Origin of the sequence: Parvimonas sp. C2, from assembly GCF_035282405.1 — a bacterium.
Classification (GTDB): Bacteria; Bacillota; Clostridia; order Tissierellales; family Peptoniphilaceae; genus Parvimonas.
The window spans coordinates 314,536-332,593 of sequence record NZ_JAYKBP010000001.1 but is presented as its reverse complement, the minus strand read 5'-3'; the positions used below and the strand labels follow the sequence as shown (position 1 = coordinate 332,593).

General features: G+C 28.0%; 14 protein-coding genes. 13 read left to right on the top strand and 1 reads right to left on the bottom strand.

The features are described from left to right. Nucleotides 1-23 precede the first annotated feature (23 nt). From VJI95_RS01580 to VJI95_RS01520, 13 genes are all read left to right on the top strand, one after another. Entirely contained in the window at nt 24-3,377 is a 3,354-nt protein-coding gene (locus VJI95_RS01580; protein WP_324010003.1) for an alpha/beta fold hydrolase, read from the top strand. A 53-nt stretch (nt 3,378-3,430) separates the two neighbouring features. Continuing rightward, a complete protein-coding gene (locus VJI95_RS01575; protein WP_324010002.1) occupies nt 3,431-3,988 on the top strand; it encodes a hypothetical protein in 558 nt (185 codons plus the stop codon). Between the two features lie 46 nt (nt 3,989-4,034). Further along, nucleotides 4,035-4,235: a hypothetical protein gene (locus VJI95_RS01570; protein ID WP_324010001.1), complete on the top strand. Its 201-nt coding sequence runs from the start codon at nt 4,035-4,037 to the stop codon at nt 4,233-4,235. Between the two features lie 706 nt (nt 4,236-4,941). After that, complete coding sequence (locus VJI95_RS01565; protein WP_324010000.1) at nt 4,942-5,481, top strand: hypothetical protein; 540 nt, start codon at nt 4,942-4,944, stop codon at nt 5,479-5,481. 258 nt (nt 5,482-5,739) lie between these two features. Then, nucleotides 5,740-7,569, top strand: a complete 1,830-nt coding sequence (gene typA / locus VJI95_RS01560) for a translational GTPase TypA (protein ID WP_324009999.1) — start codon at nt 5,740-5,742, stop codon at nt 7,567-7,569. Between the two features lie 208 nt (nt 7,570-7,777). Further along, nucleotides 7,778-9,040 (top strand): UDP-N-acetylglucosamine 1-carboxyvinyltransferase, encoded by a 1,263-nt coding sequence (gene murA / locus VJI95_RS01555; protein WP_324009998.1) that lies wholly within the window; start codon nt 7,778-7,780, stop codon nt 9,038-9,040. Nucleotides 9,041-9,090: 50 nt separating this feature from the next. Beyond that, nucleotides 9,091-11,310: an SF1B family DNA helicase RecD2 gene (gene recD2 / locus VJI95_RS01550; protein ID WP_324009997.1), complete on the top strand. Its 2,220-nt coding sequence runs from the start codon at nt 9,091-9,093 to the stop codon at nt 11,308-11,310. Beyond that, entirely contained in the window at nt 11,310-11,951 is a 642-nt protein-coding gene (locus VJI95_RS01545) for a ComF family protein (RefSeq protein ID WP_324009996.1), read from the top strand. Before recD2 ends, VJI95_RS01545 begins: the two co-directional genes overlap by 1 nt. A gap of 177 nt (nt 11,952-12,128) precedes the next feature. Continuing rightward, the gene (locus tag VJI95_RS01540; RefSeq protein ID WP_324009995.1) at nt 12,129-13,181 is read left to right on the top strand and encodes a phosphate/phosphite/phosphonate ABC transporter substrate-binding protein; all 1,053 of its coding nucleotides are present in this window, start codon (nt 12,129-12,131) and stop codon (nt 13,179-13,181) included. 77 nt (nt 13,182-13,258) lie between these two features. Next, a complete protein-coding gene (phnC, locus tag VJI95_RS01535) occupies nt 13,259-14,014 on the top strand; it encodes a phosphonate ABC transporter ATP-binding protein (RefSeq protein WP_324009994.1) in 756 nt (251 codons plus the stop codon). Between the two features lies 1 nt (nt 14,015). Further along, the gene (phnE, locus tag VJI95_RS01530) at nt 14,016-14,837 is read left to right on the top strand and encodes a phosphonate ABC transporter, permease protein PhnE (protein ID WP_324009992.1); all 822 of its coding nucleotides are present in this window, start codon (nt 14,016-14,018) and stop codon (nt 14,835-14,837) included. A 5-nt stretch (nt 14,838-14,842) separates the two neighbouring features. Further along, the gene (phnE, locus tag VJI95_RS01525) at nt 14,843-15,658 is read left to right on the top strand and encodes a phosphonate ABC transporter, permease protein PhnE (protein ID WP_324000339.1); all 816 of its coding nucleotides are present in this window, start codon (nt 14,843-14,845) and stop codon (nt 15,656-15,658) included. Then, nucleotides 15,658-17,160, top strand: a complete 1,503-nt coding sequence (locus tag VJI95_RS01520; protein ID WP_324009990.1) for a bifunctional metallophosphatase/5'-nucleotidase — start codon at nt 15,658-15,660, stop codon at nt 17,158-17,160. The genes phnE (VJI95_RS01525) and VJI95_RS01520 overlap by 1 nt, the downstream gene beginning before the upstream one ends. A 106-nt stretch (nt 17,161-17,266) precedes the next feature. On the opposite strand, the gene VJI95_RS01515 is transcribed toward VJI95_RS01520, so the two are convergent. Continuing rightward, complete coding sequence (locus VJI95_RS01515) at nt 17,267-18,016, bottom strand: exodeoxyribonuclease III (RefSeq protein WP_324000341.1); 750 nt, start codon at nt 18,014-18,016, stop codon at nt 17,267-17,269. Nucleotides 18,017-18,058 lie beyond the last annotated feature (42 nt).

The following is an 18,058-nucleotide window of genomic DNA, read 5'->3' as shown; positions in this document are numbered from 1 at the left end:
ATTTCAAAATTACGGGGGAAAATATGAAAAGAATGAGAAAAATATTAGGATTTTTTCTAGCATTATGTTTGGTACTTCCAATTGTACCACAGTATTTATATGCGAAGGATTCTAGTATCAAATTGGAAAAAAACGCTAGTGAAAAAACTAGTAAAAAAACTGGTGAAATTATAAAGAAATTTAGCAAATCAGTTACAGAAAACAAAGAAAATGATATTGAACGTATAATAGAAAGTAAAGAACCAAGTTATACAGTCATAGTAGTTGATATGTCAGCAAATATGGATGAAAAAGCGGGAGAAGAACAACGAAAGTCTGTAAAAAATTTTTATAAATCCATTATAAAGGCAAATAGTAAAAATCAAGTTGCACTCATAGCGTTAGATAGTATAACTACTCTAAATACTAGTAAAGTAATATGTGAATTTACAAATGATTTGGAAAAGTTGGAAGAAGCTATGGAGCAAAACACCTCAACTTTTGGAAGATCATTTCTAGATTATGGACTAAATAAATCAGAAGAATTATTTGATAAAGTAGAAGAAGAAAAAGGACGAGTTGTTAAAAATATAGTCATCTGTTCTAATGGAATTCCGACATGTGGTGAAATGGGAAGAGAAAAAGGAATATATTCAGATGTTGATAACGAAAACTATAAATATGCAAATGAAGTATATAATATTGCAAAGAGACTAAGAGAAAATGGAATATCAATATATACTGCTGGATTTTTCCAAAACTTAAAAGAAAAAGAGTTAGCCTTTGGAAAACGCCTTATGAAAGATATAGCTGGAAAAGGAGAATATAAGAAAAATAATAGCGATAATAATATTGAACGAATAGTAGAAAGTAAAGAACCAAGCTATACAGTCATAATAGTTGATATGTCAGGAGATATGGACAGAGCAGCTATGAAAAAAGAAAGAAAGGCTGTGAAAAAGTTTTATAAATCCATTATAAAGGCAAACAGTAAAAGTAAAGTTTCACTCATAGCATTAGATAGTATAACTACTCTAAATACTAGTAAAGTAATATGTGAATTTACAAATGATTTAGAAAAGTTGGAAGGAGCTATGGAGCAAAACACCTCAGCTTTTGGAAGATCATTTATAGATTATGGATTAAATAAATCTAAAGAATTATTTGATAAAGTAGAGGAAGAAAAAGGACGAGTTGTTAAAAATATAGTTATTTGTTCTAATGGAATACCAACAGGGGGAGAAAAAGAAACAGAGGAGGGTCTTTATTCAGAGGGTGATAACGAAAATTATAAAATTGCAAATGAGGCATATAATGTTGCAAAGAAACTGAAAGAAAAGGGAATATCAATATATACTGTCGGATTTTTCCAAAATTTAGAAGAAAAAGATTTAGCTTTTGGAGAGCGATTTTTAAAAGATATAGCAGGAAAAGGAGAGTATAAGGAAGACAGTAACGACAATAATAACAAGGATAATAACGAAGATAATAACAAAGGTAACGAAGATAATAAGACTGATGACAAAGATAATAATGACAACAATGGTAATAGTAACGATAATAAAGATAATGATCATAGTAACAAAGACAATAAAGATAACAAAAACAATAATGGGAATAATCAAGGAAATAATAATGGAAACAATAATGACAAAAATTCCGGTAAGGATAACAACAGTGGTGGAAACAATGGTAATGTAAATCCTGATGATGATAAAAAAGATTCAGAGGATAACGAGTCTGAGCATGGAAATGATGAGAAGCCTGATTATAGTACAGAAGATACAGATCCTATAATAATAATTCCTGGAATTATGGGAAGTAGGTTGTATTTAGATGAAAGTTGTATTAAAAGAGTTTGGGAACCAAATATTTTTGAAAAATTTTTAAAAGCATTTGGTGGAGACATAACTCATGAACTTTGTAAGGTTCTATATGTACGCCCATGCGAAAATCAACAAAAATATGAAGAAGGAGCTAAAGGTATTGGACGAGAATATGGAACAAAAGATACATACAAAACATTAGTTGATAGTATTTGTAAAAGATTTCCAAATAGAGAGGTTTATGTATTTAGCTATGATTGGAGGAAAAGTAATTCAATAAGCGCTGAAAAACTTAATGAAGAAATTCAAAAGATTTTACAGGAAACTGGAAAAGTAAAAGTTGATATAGTAGCACATTCTATGGGAGGTCTCGTTGCTTCATCATATTATTCAAAATATGGAAGTGAAAAAGTAGATAAAATAATTACCTGTGGAACACCTTATGAAGGAGCTCCATCACTAATTGATGCAGTAATGAATGGAAATTTTTTAGGGAAAGCACAAGATTCATTTAGTTTGAATGATTTATTTGATTTAGGACTTTTAATATTTGAAGGTCTTACAAGATCTAGAAGAGCATCCTTTGATGGAGTTACTGAGCTTTTACCTACTAAAAATTATGTAAGTAAATTTCCAATGAAACAAAACTCAAGAAAAGAGGAAGATGATTTAAGTTATGAAGAATATGTAACAGAGCATTGTAATAGAATATTTGGAAAAGAGAGATATTTATCTGCTGTAAATTTCCAAAATAGTATTTTAGAAAATGGATATAATAAATTACTTAACCATGATAAATCATATTTTCTTGTAGGGATAAATCAAAAGACTATTATATCTGTAAAGTTTCAAAAATATTCGATTTATGAGTATGTGAGGGGATTGCAGGAAAGATATTACGAAACTGACCTAAATTATAGTACATTGGGAGATGGAACGGTACCATATTACTCAGCAAGTATCTCAGAACGATTGTCTGAACTTCAATATTATTCAAGACTGAAACTTGCAAATGCAAATCATGGAGATGTGGTAGAGAAAGCAGATTGTATAAATTGGATATTGGATGTATTATCAGGACATTTAGATGGAGGGTCAATGATATGTAGTTTACAAAACAACCGTACCGCTGTTGATTTGTCAGAAGAAAGTCTTGCTGAACAATACTATGCTGTAATAAGAGTATCTGGTCCGGTAGATATAACAACAACAAAGGGTAATGAAGTGTTATCTTCAGATGAAAATAATTTAAAATTAAAATCAAAATATGGAAGATTAGATCTTTTAGGTGGGAAAAAAGATACAAAGATGTTATGTTTAGATGAAAATTCGGATATAAATATAAAATTAATCGGGAAAGACACAGGAACTATGAGTTACACAATAAGATATTTTGATAGAAATGATAAATTATTGGATGAAAGAACTTTTGAAATATCTGTTACAAAGGATATGGTAATCAAAACTGGAATAAATAAAGATAAAGATACAGTTCTGCAAATAGATAAAAACAAAGATGGAAAAGTTGATGAAAAAATTTCAGCATCAAAAAATGAAAATATTAAAAAATAGAAAAAATGAAGTGAGAGAAGTAAATTCTCTCACTTCATAAAAAGGAGATAAAAATGAATATATTTTTTAGCTTTTATTCAATTGCAATCGGGGGACCAATTGGTTTTACAAATTTAAAAGGTACTGATATAGCGTTATGGACACTTTGGGGAATACCTATAATTTGGCTTTTTATTATTCCTATAATTGCTGTACTTTGTTCAATAGTAATGTATATATCTATGTTACGTTTGAAAATAGATAATGATTTTACAATATACATAAAATCAATAATAAAAGTAACAGGTTTTAATTTTTTATGTGATTTAATTTCTATTGTATTAATGATTTTAATTGTATTCGTCGGAGAGAAAATTATTAATTTAACATCAGATTGTAATGATTGGTATAATTCTTTTATTGATGCTCTTACTAGAAAACCACTTGAAAATATATTTGCAATATTAATACTATGTATTTCAATTTTATTGTCAAGGATTCTAAATTATAAATTGAATAAAAGATATACTTTTTCAAAACTTGATATAGAGGAAGAAAAGAAGAAAAAATTAGCATTAGCCATAGCAATATTTACAGCACCATATATATTTTTCTTTTCAATTAATATTTAAATAATTTGATTTTAGAGATAAATATAATCGAAAAAACTTAGGAACTATGAATCATACAATAAGATATTTTGATAGGAATGATAAATTATTGGATGAAAGAACTTTTGAAATATCTGTTACAAAGGATATGGTAATTAGAACCGGAATAAATAAATATAAAGATACAGTTTTACAAATAGATAAAAACAAAGATGGAGAAGTGGATGAAAAGATTTCTGCATCAAAAAATGAAAATATTAAAAAATAGAAGTGGGAGAATTTACTTCTCTCACTTCTTAAAAAGGAGGTAAAAATGAATATATTATCTATATATAGTTTTTTTCAATTCTATTTTTAAAAGGTGGTATAATAGATCTTGAATTTACTTTACCATTTTGGGCTTTTTGGGTATTACCAATATTTTGGCCCTTTGTTATACCTATATTAACTGTATTTTATTCAATAGTATTGTACCTTATTATGTTATATTTAAAAATAGATAAGCATCTAAAAAAACTTAGAGAAACAATAATAAAAGTGACTTTTTTGGGTTTTTATGTGATTTAATTATTTTTGTAATAATACTTTTAATCGCATTTGTAGGAGCAAAAACCATTAATCCGACATCAAATTTTTATTACTGGTTTGAAAAAATATATTTAAATGATTTAGAAAAAAATCAATTAGGAAATATATTTGTTTTTTTAACAATATTTATTCCAATGGTACTGTCAAGAGTTATAAATTACAAGTTAAATAAGAGATATACTTTTTCAAAACTTGATATAGAGGAAGAAAATAAGAAAAAGTTGGCATTAGCCATAGCAATATTTACAGCACCATATTTATTTTTCTTTTCGATATGATAATTATTATATTATTAATCTGAAAAGGTAAAAAATGAAAATTTTAAAAAATAAAAAAATTGAAGTTGGAGAATTAAATTCTCTCACTTCATAAAAAGGAGGTAAAAAATGAATATTTTTTATAGTGTTTTCTTTCCAACGCAATTTTGGGGGGATGTTAACATTGACTTTCCTATTCCGTTATGGGTCTTATGGGTACTGCCTATATTGTGGCCATTTATTATACCAATATTATTTGTTTTCTATTCAATTGTTTTGGATATTTTTATGTTATGTTTGAAAGTAGATATTCCTTTAAAAAAAATAATAGTAAGAGTAACTTGTTTTGGGTTTTTATGCGATATAATTGCTATTATATTACTAATTTTGATTGCAGCAATTTTAACAATTTTTATCAAATCAACTCTAGTTTTTTTTAATTGGTATGAGTCTTTTTTGTATTCTCTTGTTGTAAAGATACCGGAGAAGATATTTGAGGTATTGATATTATGTTTTGCAATTCTTTTGTCAAGGGTTATAAATTACAAATTAAATAAAAGATATACATTTTCAAAACTTTATATAGATGACGAAAAGAAGAAAAAATTAGCATTAGCAATAGCAATATTTACGGCGCCATATATATTTTTCTTTACAATAACTATTTAAATAATCTGGTTTTAGAGATAAATATAATTGAAAAAACTTAGGAACTATGAGTTATACAATAAGATATTTTGATAGAAATTAGTTAAGAATAGCGTGTAAAATTATAAAATTTTATATGCTATTTTTTGTTTTTTTACAAAAGAATTATTGAAATCGTTGAAAACATAGTATAAAATCAATCAAAAATTTTACTTTTTGACGTATATATGCTATAATTAATCGTTATGCATTGTATATAAAATATAGGAAGGAAAGTATATGAGAAATATTGAAAATATAAGAAATGTAGCAATTATAGCTCATGTCGACCATGGGAAAACTACTTTGGTAGATTGCTTATTAAAAAGTAGCGGTGTTTTTAGAGAAAATCAAGATGTAAAAGAAAGAGTAATGGACTCAAATGATATAGAAAGAGAAAGAGGAATTACAATTCTTTCAAAAAATACTGCCATTGATTATAATGGAATAAAAATTAATGTAATTGATACACCGGGACATGCTGATTTTGGCGGAGAGGTTGAACGTGTTTTAAAAATGGCAAATGGGGTTATTCTTGTGGTTGACGCTTTTGAAGGCCCTATGCCTCAAACTAAATTTGTTTTAAGAAAGGCTTTTGAACTTAAATTGCCAACTATTATTTGTATTAATAAAATTGATAGACCTGAAGCTAGATGTGAAGAGGTTGTTGATGAAGTTTTAGATTTATTTATCCAACTTGATGCGTCAGAAGATTATTTAGAAAGTCCTTTTGTTTTCGCATCTGCAAGATCAGGTTATGCAACAATGGACTTCAACAAAAAAACTAAAGATATGAAAACTCTTTTGGATGTTATTGTTGACTACATTCCTGCTCCAAAAGGAGATGAAAATGCACCTTTTAAATTACTTATTTCTACTACTGATTATAGTGAATATGTAGGAAGAATAGGTATTGGTAAAATTGAAAGTGGTAGTGTAAAACTTGGAGATGATGCTGTAATTGTAAATTATAATGACAGTAGTGTAAATAAGAAAATAAAGATTACTAAAATATATGAGTTTGAAAATTTATCCAGAAAAGAAGTTGAAAGTTCATCTGTAGGAAATATTATTGCGGTAACAGGAGTTGAAGGAATTAGTATTGGAGATACTCTTTGCTCTTTAGAAGATGTAACACCTCTTCCATTTGTAAAGATTTCTGAACCTACTCTTGCTATGAATTTTATAGTAAATAATTCTCCTTTTGCTGGAAAAGAAGGAAAATTTGTTACAAGTAGACAAATTCGTGCAAGACTTTATAAAGAACTAGAAACAGATGTAAGTTTAAGAGTTGAGGATACAGCTTCAACCGATAGTTTTAGAGTTTCAGGAAGAGGAGAACTTCATCTTTCAGTTTTAATTGAAAACATGAGAAGAGAAGGTTATGAATTCCAAGTTTCAAAACCAGAAGTTCTATACAAAAAAGATGAAAATGGAAAATTATTAGAGCCTATAGAAACTGTAACAATAGATGTAGATCAAGAATTTGTTGGTTCTGTTATAGAAAAGTTAGGACAAAGAAAAGCTGACTTAATTAATATGAATCCTTCACAAGCAGGATATACAAGACTTATTTTTAATATTCCTGCAAGAGGACTTATCGGATATCGTTCAGAGTTTTTAACTGATACTAGAGGAAGTGGAACTTTAAATACAGAGTTTAAAGCTTATGAACCTTTCAAAGGTGAAATTCCAAAGAGAAATGTAGGCTCATTAATTTGTTTTGAAACAGGTGTTGCAACAGCTTATGGATTAAATTCAGCACAAGAGAGAGGAATATTATTTATTTCTCCTCAAGCAGAAGTTTATGAAGGAATGGTTGTGGGTTCTAATGCTAAGGGACTTGATATTGAAGTGAATGTTTGTAAAAAGAAACAACAAACTAATATTAGATCATCAGCATCTGATGATGCTTTAAAACTTAGTCCACCTAAGATTATGAGTTTGGAAGAAATGTTGGAATTTATTGAAAGTGATGAATATATTGAAGTAACTCCAAAAAGTTTAAGAATGAGAAAAAAGATATTGGATTCACAATTGAGATATAAATCTAAGAAAAATAATAAATAGTTTAATAATATATAGTAAATGTGGTATAATAAAGATAAGTTTATACTTTTTGACAATATTAAATTTGTCTTTGTCTTAGAAAAATTATTATAATAGTTAAAATGTAATTTTGAAAGTTAAAGAATCCCGCTATTCAATGATATTTTTCATGGTGAGGATGTTCGGGAATCTTGTTGTTTTAAATAAAAAATATTTTGGAGGGATTTGTTTGCCTAAGATATTAGTAAGAAAGAGTGCTCCTTTAGAAGGCACTGTAAAGATAGATGGAGCAAAGAATGCAGCACTTCCTATTATAGCTGCTTCACTTTTAGGAACAGAGCCGATAGTGCTTGAAGATGTTCCAAATTTAGTAGATGTAAAAATAATTTTGAAAGTTTTAGAGAGTTTGGGTGCTAAAATAGAGTTTCTATCTGAAAATAGAGTTTCTATTGATTCTAGCAATATTAATTCTTTTGTAACAGATAGAAGTTTAATGGAAAAGATGAGAGCCTCATTTTTGGTTATGGGTCCATTGCTTGCAAGATTTGGTAGAGCAGACGCATTTTTACCAGGAGGCTGTGCAATAGGTTCTCGACCTATTGATTTGCATTTAAAAGGATTTAAAAATTTAGGTGCTTTAATTGAAGAAGAACCTGATAAGATTTCTGCAAGATGTGAAAAACTTTATGGTGATACTATTTATTTAGATTTTCCTTCTGTAGGTGCAACTCAAAATATAATGATGGCTGCAACTTTAGCTAAAGGCGAAACTGTAATTGAAAATGCAGCAAAAGAACCTGAAATTGTAGATTTAGGAAATTTTCTAAATAAAATGGGAGCAAAAGTATCAGGTGCTGGTACTTCTACCATAACAATAGTTGGTGTAGAAAAATTAGGAGGAACAGTTCATACAATTATTCCTGATAGGATTGAAGCTGCTACATTTATGATAGCTGCTGCGATTACAGGAGGAAAGGTTGTAGTTCAAAATTGTATTTCAAACCATATCAAACCTGTTATTGCAAAATTGAAAGAAACAGGCGCCTATGTTGTAGTAAATGAAGATGAAGATTCAATTTTTGTAAAGGGAAGCGACAAGATTAAGGGAACAGATATTAAAACTTTACCTTATCCAGGTTTCCCAACAGATGTTCAAGCACAATTTATGGCTTATTTATGTGTATGTGAAGATCAAGCAAAAGTTACAGAAACTGTTTTTGAAAATAGATTTATGCATGTTGATGAGCTTAATAAAATGGGGGCTATTATCGCAACAAGTGGAAAAGAAGCTAGAATTGCCGGTGTTAGAAAACTTGTTGGAGCAGATGTTAAAGCGACAGATTTAAGAGCGGGAGCAGCTCTTGTTTTAGCTGGTCTTGTTGCAGAAGGTACAACAACAATTGGAAATATTTATCATATAGATAGAGGATATAATGATTTTGTAGGTAAAATGAAATCATTAGGAGCAAATATTGAAAGAGTAGAAGATTAATTTTTTAGGAAACTAGTTATAGTTTCCTAAATTTATATACAGGAGAAGTTATGAAATTAACAGGAGAAGTTATAAAGGTCAGATATGTAAATGAAGAAAATGGATATTCTGTTTTTGACTTAAATACAAGTGATGGTGAAATCAAAATTGTAGGTATTTTTGATTCTGTTAATGTCGGAGAAAGTTTGGAAGTTGAAGGAGAGTTTACATATGATAATAAGTATGGTGAACAGCTGAACGCAACTTCCTATCAAAAAAAATTACCTAGTTCAATTGCTGAAATTCAAAGATATTTGGCAAGTGGAATTATTTCTACTATTGGGACTAAGAATGCAAGTTATATAGTTGAACAGTTTGGTAAAGAAAGTTTAAATATAGTTTTTGATGAAACTGATAGATTGATTGAAGTTAGAGGAATTGGAAAGAAAAGCATTGAAAAAATAAAAAAATCTGTTGAAGAATTAAGATTTAGCAAAAATATTTTATTTCATCTTAGCGGACTTGGAATAAGTCTAAGTTTATCTAAAAAAATTTATAATGTTTTTCGTGAAAATACTTTAGAAGTTATTAATGAAAATCCGTATAAGCTGATAAAAAATATAAAAGGGATTGGGTTTTTAAAAGCTGATGAAATAGCTTTAAAAAATAATTTGGACAAAAATAGTCCTTATAGAATTGAATCAGCCATCCTTTATGTATTAAATCAAAAAGCTATAAATTTTGGACATGTTTACTATCCAAAAGAAAAACTTACTGATGAAGTTTCTAAACTAATAGGAGTTGAAACAGAACTTATAGGACCTGTATATATGAATTTACTTTTATCTTCAGATATAGTTATAGACAATTCTTTCGAGGAATCAAATATTTATTTGGATTATTTATATGTTTCCGAAAGTTATATTGCTAGTAAACTTGCAAAAATGGCTTTAAATGAGGATTTCAAAATTTTATTTGACATTGATAAGGAAATAAAGAAATCTATTAAAAGTCTATCAATACAATTATCAAAAATTCAAATAGACGCAATAAAATCTTGTTTTGAAGAAAATATTTCTATTATAACTGGTGGACCGGGTACAGGAAAAACCACAATAATAAATACAATATCTAAGATATATTTAGACAATGGGTATAATATTTTTCTTTGTGCTCCAACGGGTAGAGCTGCAAAAAGGATTGAAGAAACTACAGGAATAGAGGCTAAAACTATTCACCGAATGTTAGGTTATATTCCAAGTAGTTATGATGATATTGGACATTTCGAGTATAATGAAGGTAATTCTTTAGATACTGATGTAATTATTATTGATGAGATGAGTATGGTTGATGTAGTTCTTTTTGAAAAACTTTTAAGAGGAATAAAGGATAATACCAGATTAATTATTGTTGGAGATGTTGACCAACTCCCAAGTGTCGGTGCAGGAAATGTCTTAAGGGATTTAATTAATTCAGAAAAAATAAAATATACTAAGCTTGTTGATATTTTTAGGCAATCTGAAAGTAGTAATATAATTGTTAATGCTCATAAAATTAATAATGGTCAAGAACCGATTTTAAATGAAAAAAATAGTGATTTTTTCTTTTTGAAAACAGAAACCCCAGCAAGTACTAGAAATGTTGTAGTTGATTTGATTAGTAAAAGACTTCCAAATGCTTATGGTTATGATTTTTCTAAAGACATTCAAATTCTTACTCAAAGTAGAAAGGGAATGTGTGGAGTTTTTGAATTAAATAGATTGTTACAGGATATTTTAAATCCAAAAACTGAAACGACTGATGAGATTTTAGTAGGTAATAAACTCTTTCGTGTAAATGATAAAGTTATGCAAACTAAAAATAATTATAATCTTTCATTTTTTGATTCTGATGGAGAAGAAAATTTTGGTGTGTATAATGGAGATATGGGGCATATTATTTTCATTGATAAATCAAGTAAGAAGTTGACAGTTGAAATGGATGATAAGAGGCTTATAGATTATACCTTAGAAGATTTAGATAATTTAGAATTAGCTTATGCAATAACTATACATAAGTCTCAAGGTTCTGAATTTAAATCTGTAATTATTCCTATGTTTGACGGATATAGACTACTTCAAACCAGAAATTTATTATATACTGCAATTACAAGAGCTAAGGAAAATATTGTACTAGTTGGAGATAAGAATGTTATGAACAATATGATTAGAAACAACACTATAAATAGCAGATATTCTAATTTGGAAAATAGGATAAAACATTTTTACGGACTTGTAGAGGAATTACTATAATGATAAAAAAATTTTTAAAAAGTTTCTTTTTTAATGAGGATTATTGTTTTTTCTGTAAAGATAATATTGTAAAAGACTTTTATTTGTGTGAGGACTGTTTATCCAAAATCAGAAAATATGATAAGGAAATTTTTAATGATTATGGAGAAGAATATTTTAAAAAAGATATTTTGTTCTATTATTCTGGAATCTTAAAGACAAAAATTAAGGAATTTAAGTTTGAAAATGGAGTATATTTGAAAAAACCTTTTGGAAAGTTGATGTATGAAAACTTGGATAAATCTTTGCTTAAAAAGATGGATTATATTGCCTATGTTCCTTCAAGTAAAAAGAAAATTAGACAAAGAGGGTATAATCATTCAAAACTTCTTGCAGAAGAAATTTCAAAATATTCTAATATAGCGTTGTTTGACAAGCTATATAAGATAAAAAATACTAAATCACAACATTTTCTATCTCTTGAAGAAAGAAGTGTAAATTTAAAAAATTCTTTTTTAGTTGATTGTGATTTAACAGGAAAGAATATTTTACTTATAGATGATATTCATACAAGCGGAGCTACAATTGATGAGTGTTATAAGGAATTTAAAAAAGCTAATTGTAATTTTGTTTGGGTTGTATGTCTGTGTGGAGTTTTTTAATTTAAGCGAGTTGAATTTACTCGCTTTTAAATTGTTTATTTTAATAAAAATATTATTGTAAATTTCGTTATAAAAAAATTGAAGAAAAGTCGTAGTTTTAATTGTAAACCATTATTTAAAATGATATAATATAAGTGTAAATCATACAATTTATTTTTTACTAACATAGGGGGAATTATGAAAATATTTAAAAGAATTTTAATTTCATCTTTAGCACTTGTTTTAAGTGCCGGACTTCTTGTGGGGTGTGGTTCTAAAAAAGAATCTAAAAAATCTGCTGACGGAAAAACTATTATTGAAAAGCTTTCAATTGGTTTTGTACCTTCAAGGGAACCATCAGAAATAGTTACTGCAACTGAACCTTTAAAGAAGTTACTAAAGGAACAATTAGCAAAAGAAGGCTATGATGTTAAAAATGTTGATATAACAGTTGGAACAAGTTTTGAAGCTGTTGGTGAAGGACTTAATGCTGGAACTTTAGATGTTGGGTTTATTCCAGCGGGGACTTATGTTTTATATAGAGATGGAGCAGAAGTTCTTTTGACTGCTACTAGAAAAGGTCTTTCTTTGAATGACGATTCTGCTAAAGTTTGGAATAATCAAAAACCTACTAAGAAAACAGAAGATCAAGCTACATCTTATAGAGCATTAATTATTGCTGGTCCATCTGAAAAAGGACAAGCAATTGCTAAAAAAGTAAATGCTGGAGAAAAATTAACTTGGGATGATGTAAAAGATTTAAAATGGAGTGTTATGAATCCAACTTCACCTGCAGGATATATCTATCCAACTCTTTGGTTAAATGAAAATTTTGGAAAAACTATTAAAGATTTAGGAAATAATGCAATTTTAAGTGATTCTTACGGTTCTGCTTTTGCTAGACTTGCTTCAGGTCAAGTAGATGTGCTTTGTACATATGCTGATGCTAGACTTGATCAAGAAAAGAAATGGACTGAAAATTATGGAAGAAAATCATCAATTTGGGATGAAACAAATCTTATTGGTGTAACAACTCCTATATATAATGATACTGTAAGTGTTTCTAAGAAGTCCAAAAATATAACACCTGAATTTAAGAAAGCTTTAGAAAAAGCTTTGATTGAAATTGCTAAAACAGAAGAGGGTAAGAAAGTTATAGCTGTTTATAGTCATGAAGGTTATCAACCAGCAAAAGATAGTGACTATGATAATGAGGCAAAAGCTCAAGAAATTGTAAAAAAATTAAAATAATTATGAATTAATTAAATTGTGTGAGAATTAGGGAGAGAGAAATCTCTCCTTTTTTAACAAAATATATGGAGAAAAAAATGATAGAATTTAAAAAAGTTAGTAAAGTTTATCCTAATGGAACGAAGGGATTAATTGATGTAGATTTAAAAATTGATCAGGGAGAATTTGTAGCTATTATAGGACTTTCCGGTTCAGGAAAATCAACACTAATAAGATGTGTCAATAAGATGCATGAGATTACTGTCGGAGAATTAATTGTAAATGATGTTGATGTAAAAAAATTAAGCGGATCTGATATTAGAAAGTTTAGAAGAAAAATTGGTATGATTTTTCAATCTTTTAATTTAGTTACTAGAACCACAGTTATAAAAAATGTTTTAACTGCATTTGTTCCAGATTTAACTGGTTTTAGAAAATTCTTTGGAATATTTCCTAAGGAATGTAAGATTAAGTCTTTAGAAGCACTGGATAAAGTAGATATGTTGGAAAAAGCTTATGTAAGAGTTGACCAACTTTCAGGTGGTCAGCAACAAAGAGTAGCTTTAGCAAGAGCCTTAGGACAAAGTCCACAAATTATTTTAGCTGATGAACCTGTTGCAGCTCTTGATCCCGTAACTTCAAATCAAGTTATGGATGATTTTAGAAAAATAAATAAAGAAAATAAAATTACTATTTTAATAAATATTCACGATGTAGATTTAGCTTTGAAATATTGCGATAGAGTCGTAGGAATAAACAAAGGTAGAATTGTTTATGATGGAGCGGCAAGTGATATTACAAAAGAAATTTTAGATAAAATTTACCAAAAAGATTTATTTGCAACTGGAGAATAATATGAAAAATATATTTGATACTATAATTCCAAAAGAAAAAATAGAGTTAGACAATGGAAAAGTAGTTTTTAGACCACGTTCAAAAACTCCTTTAATTACGATTATTGTAATTTTATTGATGTATATTTCAATAAAGGTTACTGGTTTTAATTTTGAAGTTTTTAATAATTTTGGAAACTTTTTTAATATTTTAAAAGGAATGATTCCACCTGACTTTAGTTATTCTAAAGAGGTTTTAACTCCACTTTTTGACACTATAAAAATGTCTTTGATGGGTTCGTTTTTAGGTGCATTAGTTTCATTGCCTATTGCTATTTTAGCATCTAGCAATATTACTAAAAATAAATTTGTAAATGGATTTTTTAAATTATTTTTAAGTATTTTAAGAACTTTACCATCTCTTGTTTGTGCTTTAATAGCTACTTATATATGGGGTCTTGGGACTTTTGCTGGAACTGTAGCAATTTTTATTTTTTCATTATCTTATGTTGGAAAATTATTGTATGAATCAATAGAAACTGTTGATATGGGAGCTTTTGAATGTATGGAATCTATGGGATTTACTAAATTCTATGCTTTTAGATATGCTATATTACCAGTTGTTTTACCTTCATATATTTCAACTGCATTATTCAACTTTGAAGGTAATGTTAGATATGCTGCAATTTTAGGCTATGTTGGTGCAGGTGGTATTGGTATGATTTTGAATGAAAAACTCGGCTGGAGAGAATATTCAAAAGTTGGTACCATAGTATTTTTATTACTTTTAACTGTTTTTGTAATAGAAATTATAAGTGAACATTTTAGAGGAAGGTTGGAGTAATGGAAATGATGAATTCAAAAGTAGAAGAAAAATTAAAAAAAGAGCCAAAATCATATACTTATATTATAGCTGTTATTGTAATAGTTTTAGGACTTTTAATTTGGTCTGCGATGTCAATTAAAAAGGGTGATGATGTTAAAGACTCAATGACAATTGCTAAAAATATTATAAGTGGTATATTACATCCCGATTTAGAATTTCTTTTTAGACTTGACAATAAAGGTGTAATTTATTTACTTTTTGAAACAATGTGTATTGCATTTCTGGGTACAATAATTGGAGCGATTATTTCTATTCCTTTTGCATTTATTTCTGCAAAGAAAATTGTTTCAAAATATGTGGCTGTAATTGGAAGATTTTTTACAATGTGTGTTAGAACTGTTCCTGCTTTTATTTATGGACTTATGTTTATAGGTGTTACAGGTCCGGGAGCATTGGCAGGGGTATTTACAATGTCAGTTGTTTCAATAGGCATGGTTACTAAATTATATATAGATGTTATAGAAGATTTAGATTTTGGAATTATTGAATCTCTTTCAGCGATTGGTTGTACAAAAATAGAACAAATAAGATATGGAATTTTACCTCAAATTTATTCAAAGTTAATTTCTATTGTTATTTATAGATTTGATATGAATTTAAGAGATGCGTCTGTTCTTGGGCTTGTAGGAGCAGGTGGAATTGGGGCACCACTTATTTTTGCAATGAATAATTATCGTTGGAATGAAGTTGGATCAATTTTAGTTGGAATAATTATTTTAGTTTTAATTATAGAGGTCTTTTCAAATAATGTAAGAAGAAAATTGGCGAGGGGATATTAATGGCTTTTAAAATTTTATCTACCACTGATGTTCATGGTAATTTATTGGCATATAATTTTGTAAACTCTGCAATAGCAAGTAAAGGTCTTTCAAGATTTTCTACCTTTTTAAAAGAAGAAAGAAAAAAAGGAAAAATAATTTATGTTGATAATGGAGATATAAACCAAGGAACACCTTTGGTAACCTATGCTAATGCTAATTTAAAAGAAAATATAGTTGCCAAAGCTCTTAATCATTTACATTGTGATTATATAAATATTGGAAATCACGATTTTAACTATGGTAGTGAGTTTTTATATAATTATGTTAAAGAAAATGATGCAAAATGTATTACTGGTAATGTAAAGTATAAAGATGAAAAACTTGGAAATACAGATATTATTTGCATAGATAATAAAAAAATTGCATTAATTGGAGTTGTAACTGATTATATTGACCATTGGGAAAATCCTAAAAATTTAGAAAATTTGGAAATCTTAAGCGTTTTTGAAACTGTTAAAAACTCAGTTGAAGCTGTTAGAGATAAGGTTGACTATGTGGTAGTTTTTTATCATGGCGGTTTTGAAAGGGATTTGGAAAGTGGAAATCCTACTGAAAACTTGACAGGAGAAAATGTTGGCTATGAGATTTGTGATAAAATTTCCGGAATAGATGTTTTAGTTACAGGTCATCAACATAGGACTTTAACAGGGAAGATAAAAGATACACTTGTAATACAATGTGCAGATGGCTGTTATACTTGTATGGAAGTTTTATTTGATGAAAATATTTCAGTTAATCTTAAAGACATTTCAGGATATGAAATTGATGTTGAAATGGAAGAAAAATTTAAAGAAGTTTTAAATGAAACTGAAAAATGGTTGGATATTGAAATTGGTAGTTGTAATAAAGAAATGTATATTTCTGACACAAAGACTGCTCAATTGGAAAAACATTCAATTACAAGTTTTATAAATAAAATTCAAAAGGAAACAATGGGAGCTGATATTTCTTCTTGTTGTCTTTTTGAAGTTATGCCCGGTTTTGGTGAAAAATTAAGATATAGAGATATAATTCTAAATTATCCATTTCCAAATACATTAGTTTTAAAAGAAATGAGTGGACAAAATATTTTAGACTACTTAACACAGCTTTCAACTTATTGGATTGTTAAAGATAATAAAATTAATATTAATCCGAAATTTTTATATCCGAAAAGAGAAATGTACAATTATGATATGCTTGACGGAATAGAATATACAATGAATATTTCAAAAAGTGGAAATAATTTTATAACAGATGTAAAAGTAGATGGAGAAGAGTTAATTTTAGATAAAAAATATAAACTTGTATTAAATAATTATAGGGCTACTGGTGGAGGAAACTTTTCGTTTTTCCCGGAACTTAAAACTCTTAAAGAAGATACAAGGGATATTGCCGAAGTTTTAATAGATTATGTAAAAGAAAATAAATATGTTGAAATTGAGGACAAGAATAATATAAAATTAAAAATTGTTGATTAGACAAAAAGACTATTGCAATTGATGTAATAGTCTTTTTAAATTTAAACATGAAGAAGTAAGGACAAAAAAAGATATATTATTTTTTAATACATCTTTTAAAAGTAAGTTATTTTATTTCCAAATAAACAGGGCAGTGATCACTACCTAAAATGCTTTGATGAATTTGTGCATCTACAAGTCTATTATCCATATCTTTTGAAGTTAAGAAATAGTCAATTCTCCAGCCTGTATTTCTTTCTCTTGATTTTCCAAAATAACTCCACCAACTGTATTCATTTTCCTTATCTGGATAGAAGTATCTAAAAGTATCTGTAAAGCTTTCTAAAAGAATAGACATCTTATCTCTTTCTTGATCCGTAAATCCTGCATTTTTTCTATTAGTTTTTGGATTTTTTAAGTCAATTTCTTTATGAGCGACATTTAAATCTCCACAAACTATTACGGATTTAGTTTTATTTAATTCAAGTAAATAATTTCTAAAAGCATCTTCCCAAACCATTCTATAGTCAAGTCTTAAAAGTTCTTGTTTTGAGTTTGGTGTATAACAAGTTACTAAAAAGAAATCATCATATTCTAAAGTTATAAGTCTTCCTTCATTGTCATGTTCTTCAATTCCCATTCCATATTTTACACTTAAAGGTTTGTATTTTGTAAAAATAGCAGTTCCACTATATCCCTTTCTTTGTGCATAATTGTAATAAGCTTCATATCCTTCCAGTTCAAGGTCAAGTTGACCTTCACTCATCTTAATTTCTTGTAAACAGAAAAAATCTGCATTAATATCATTAAAATAATCTAAAAATCCTTTTTTAATACAAGCTCTAAGTCCATTCACATTCCAAGAAATAAATTTCATTTAATCACCTCATATTATTTTTAATCAACCTAGTTAATTATA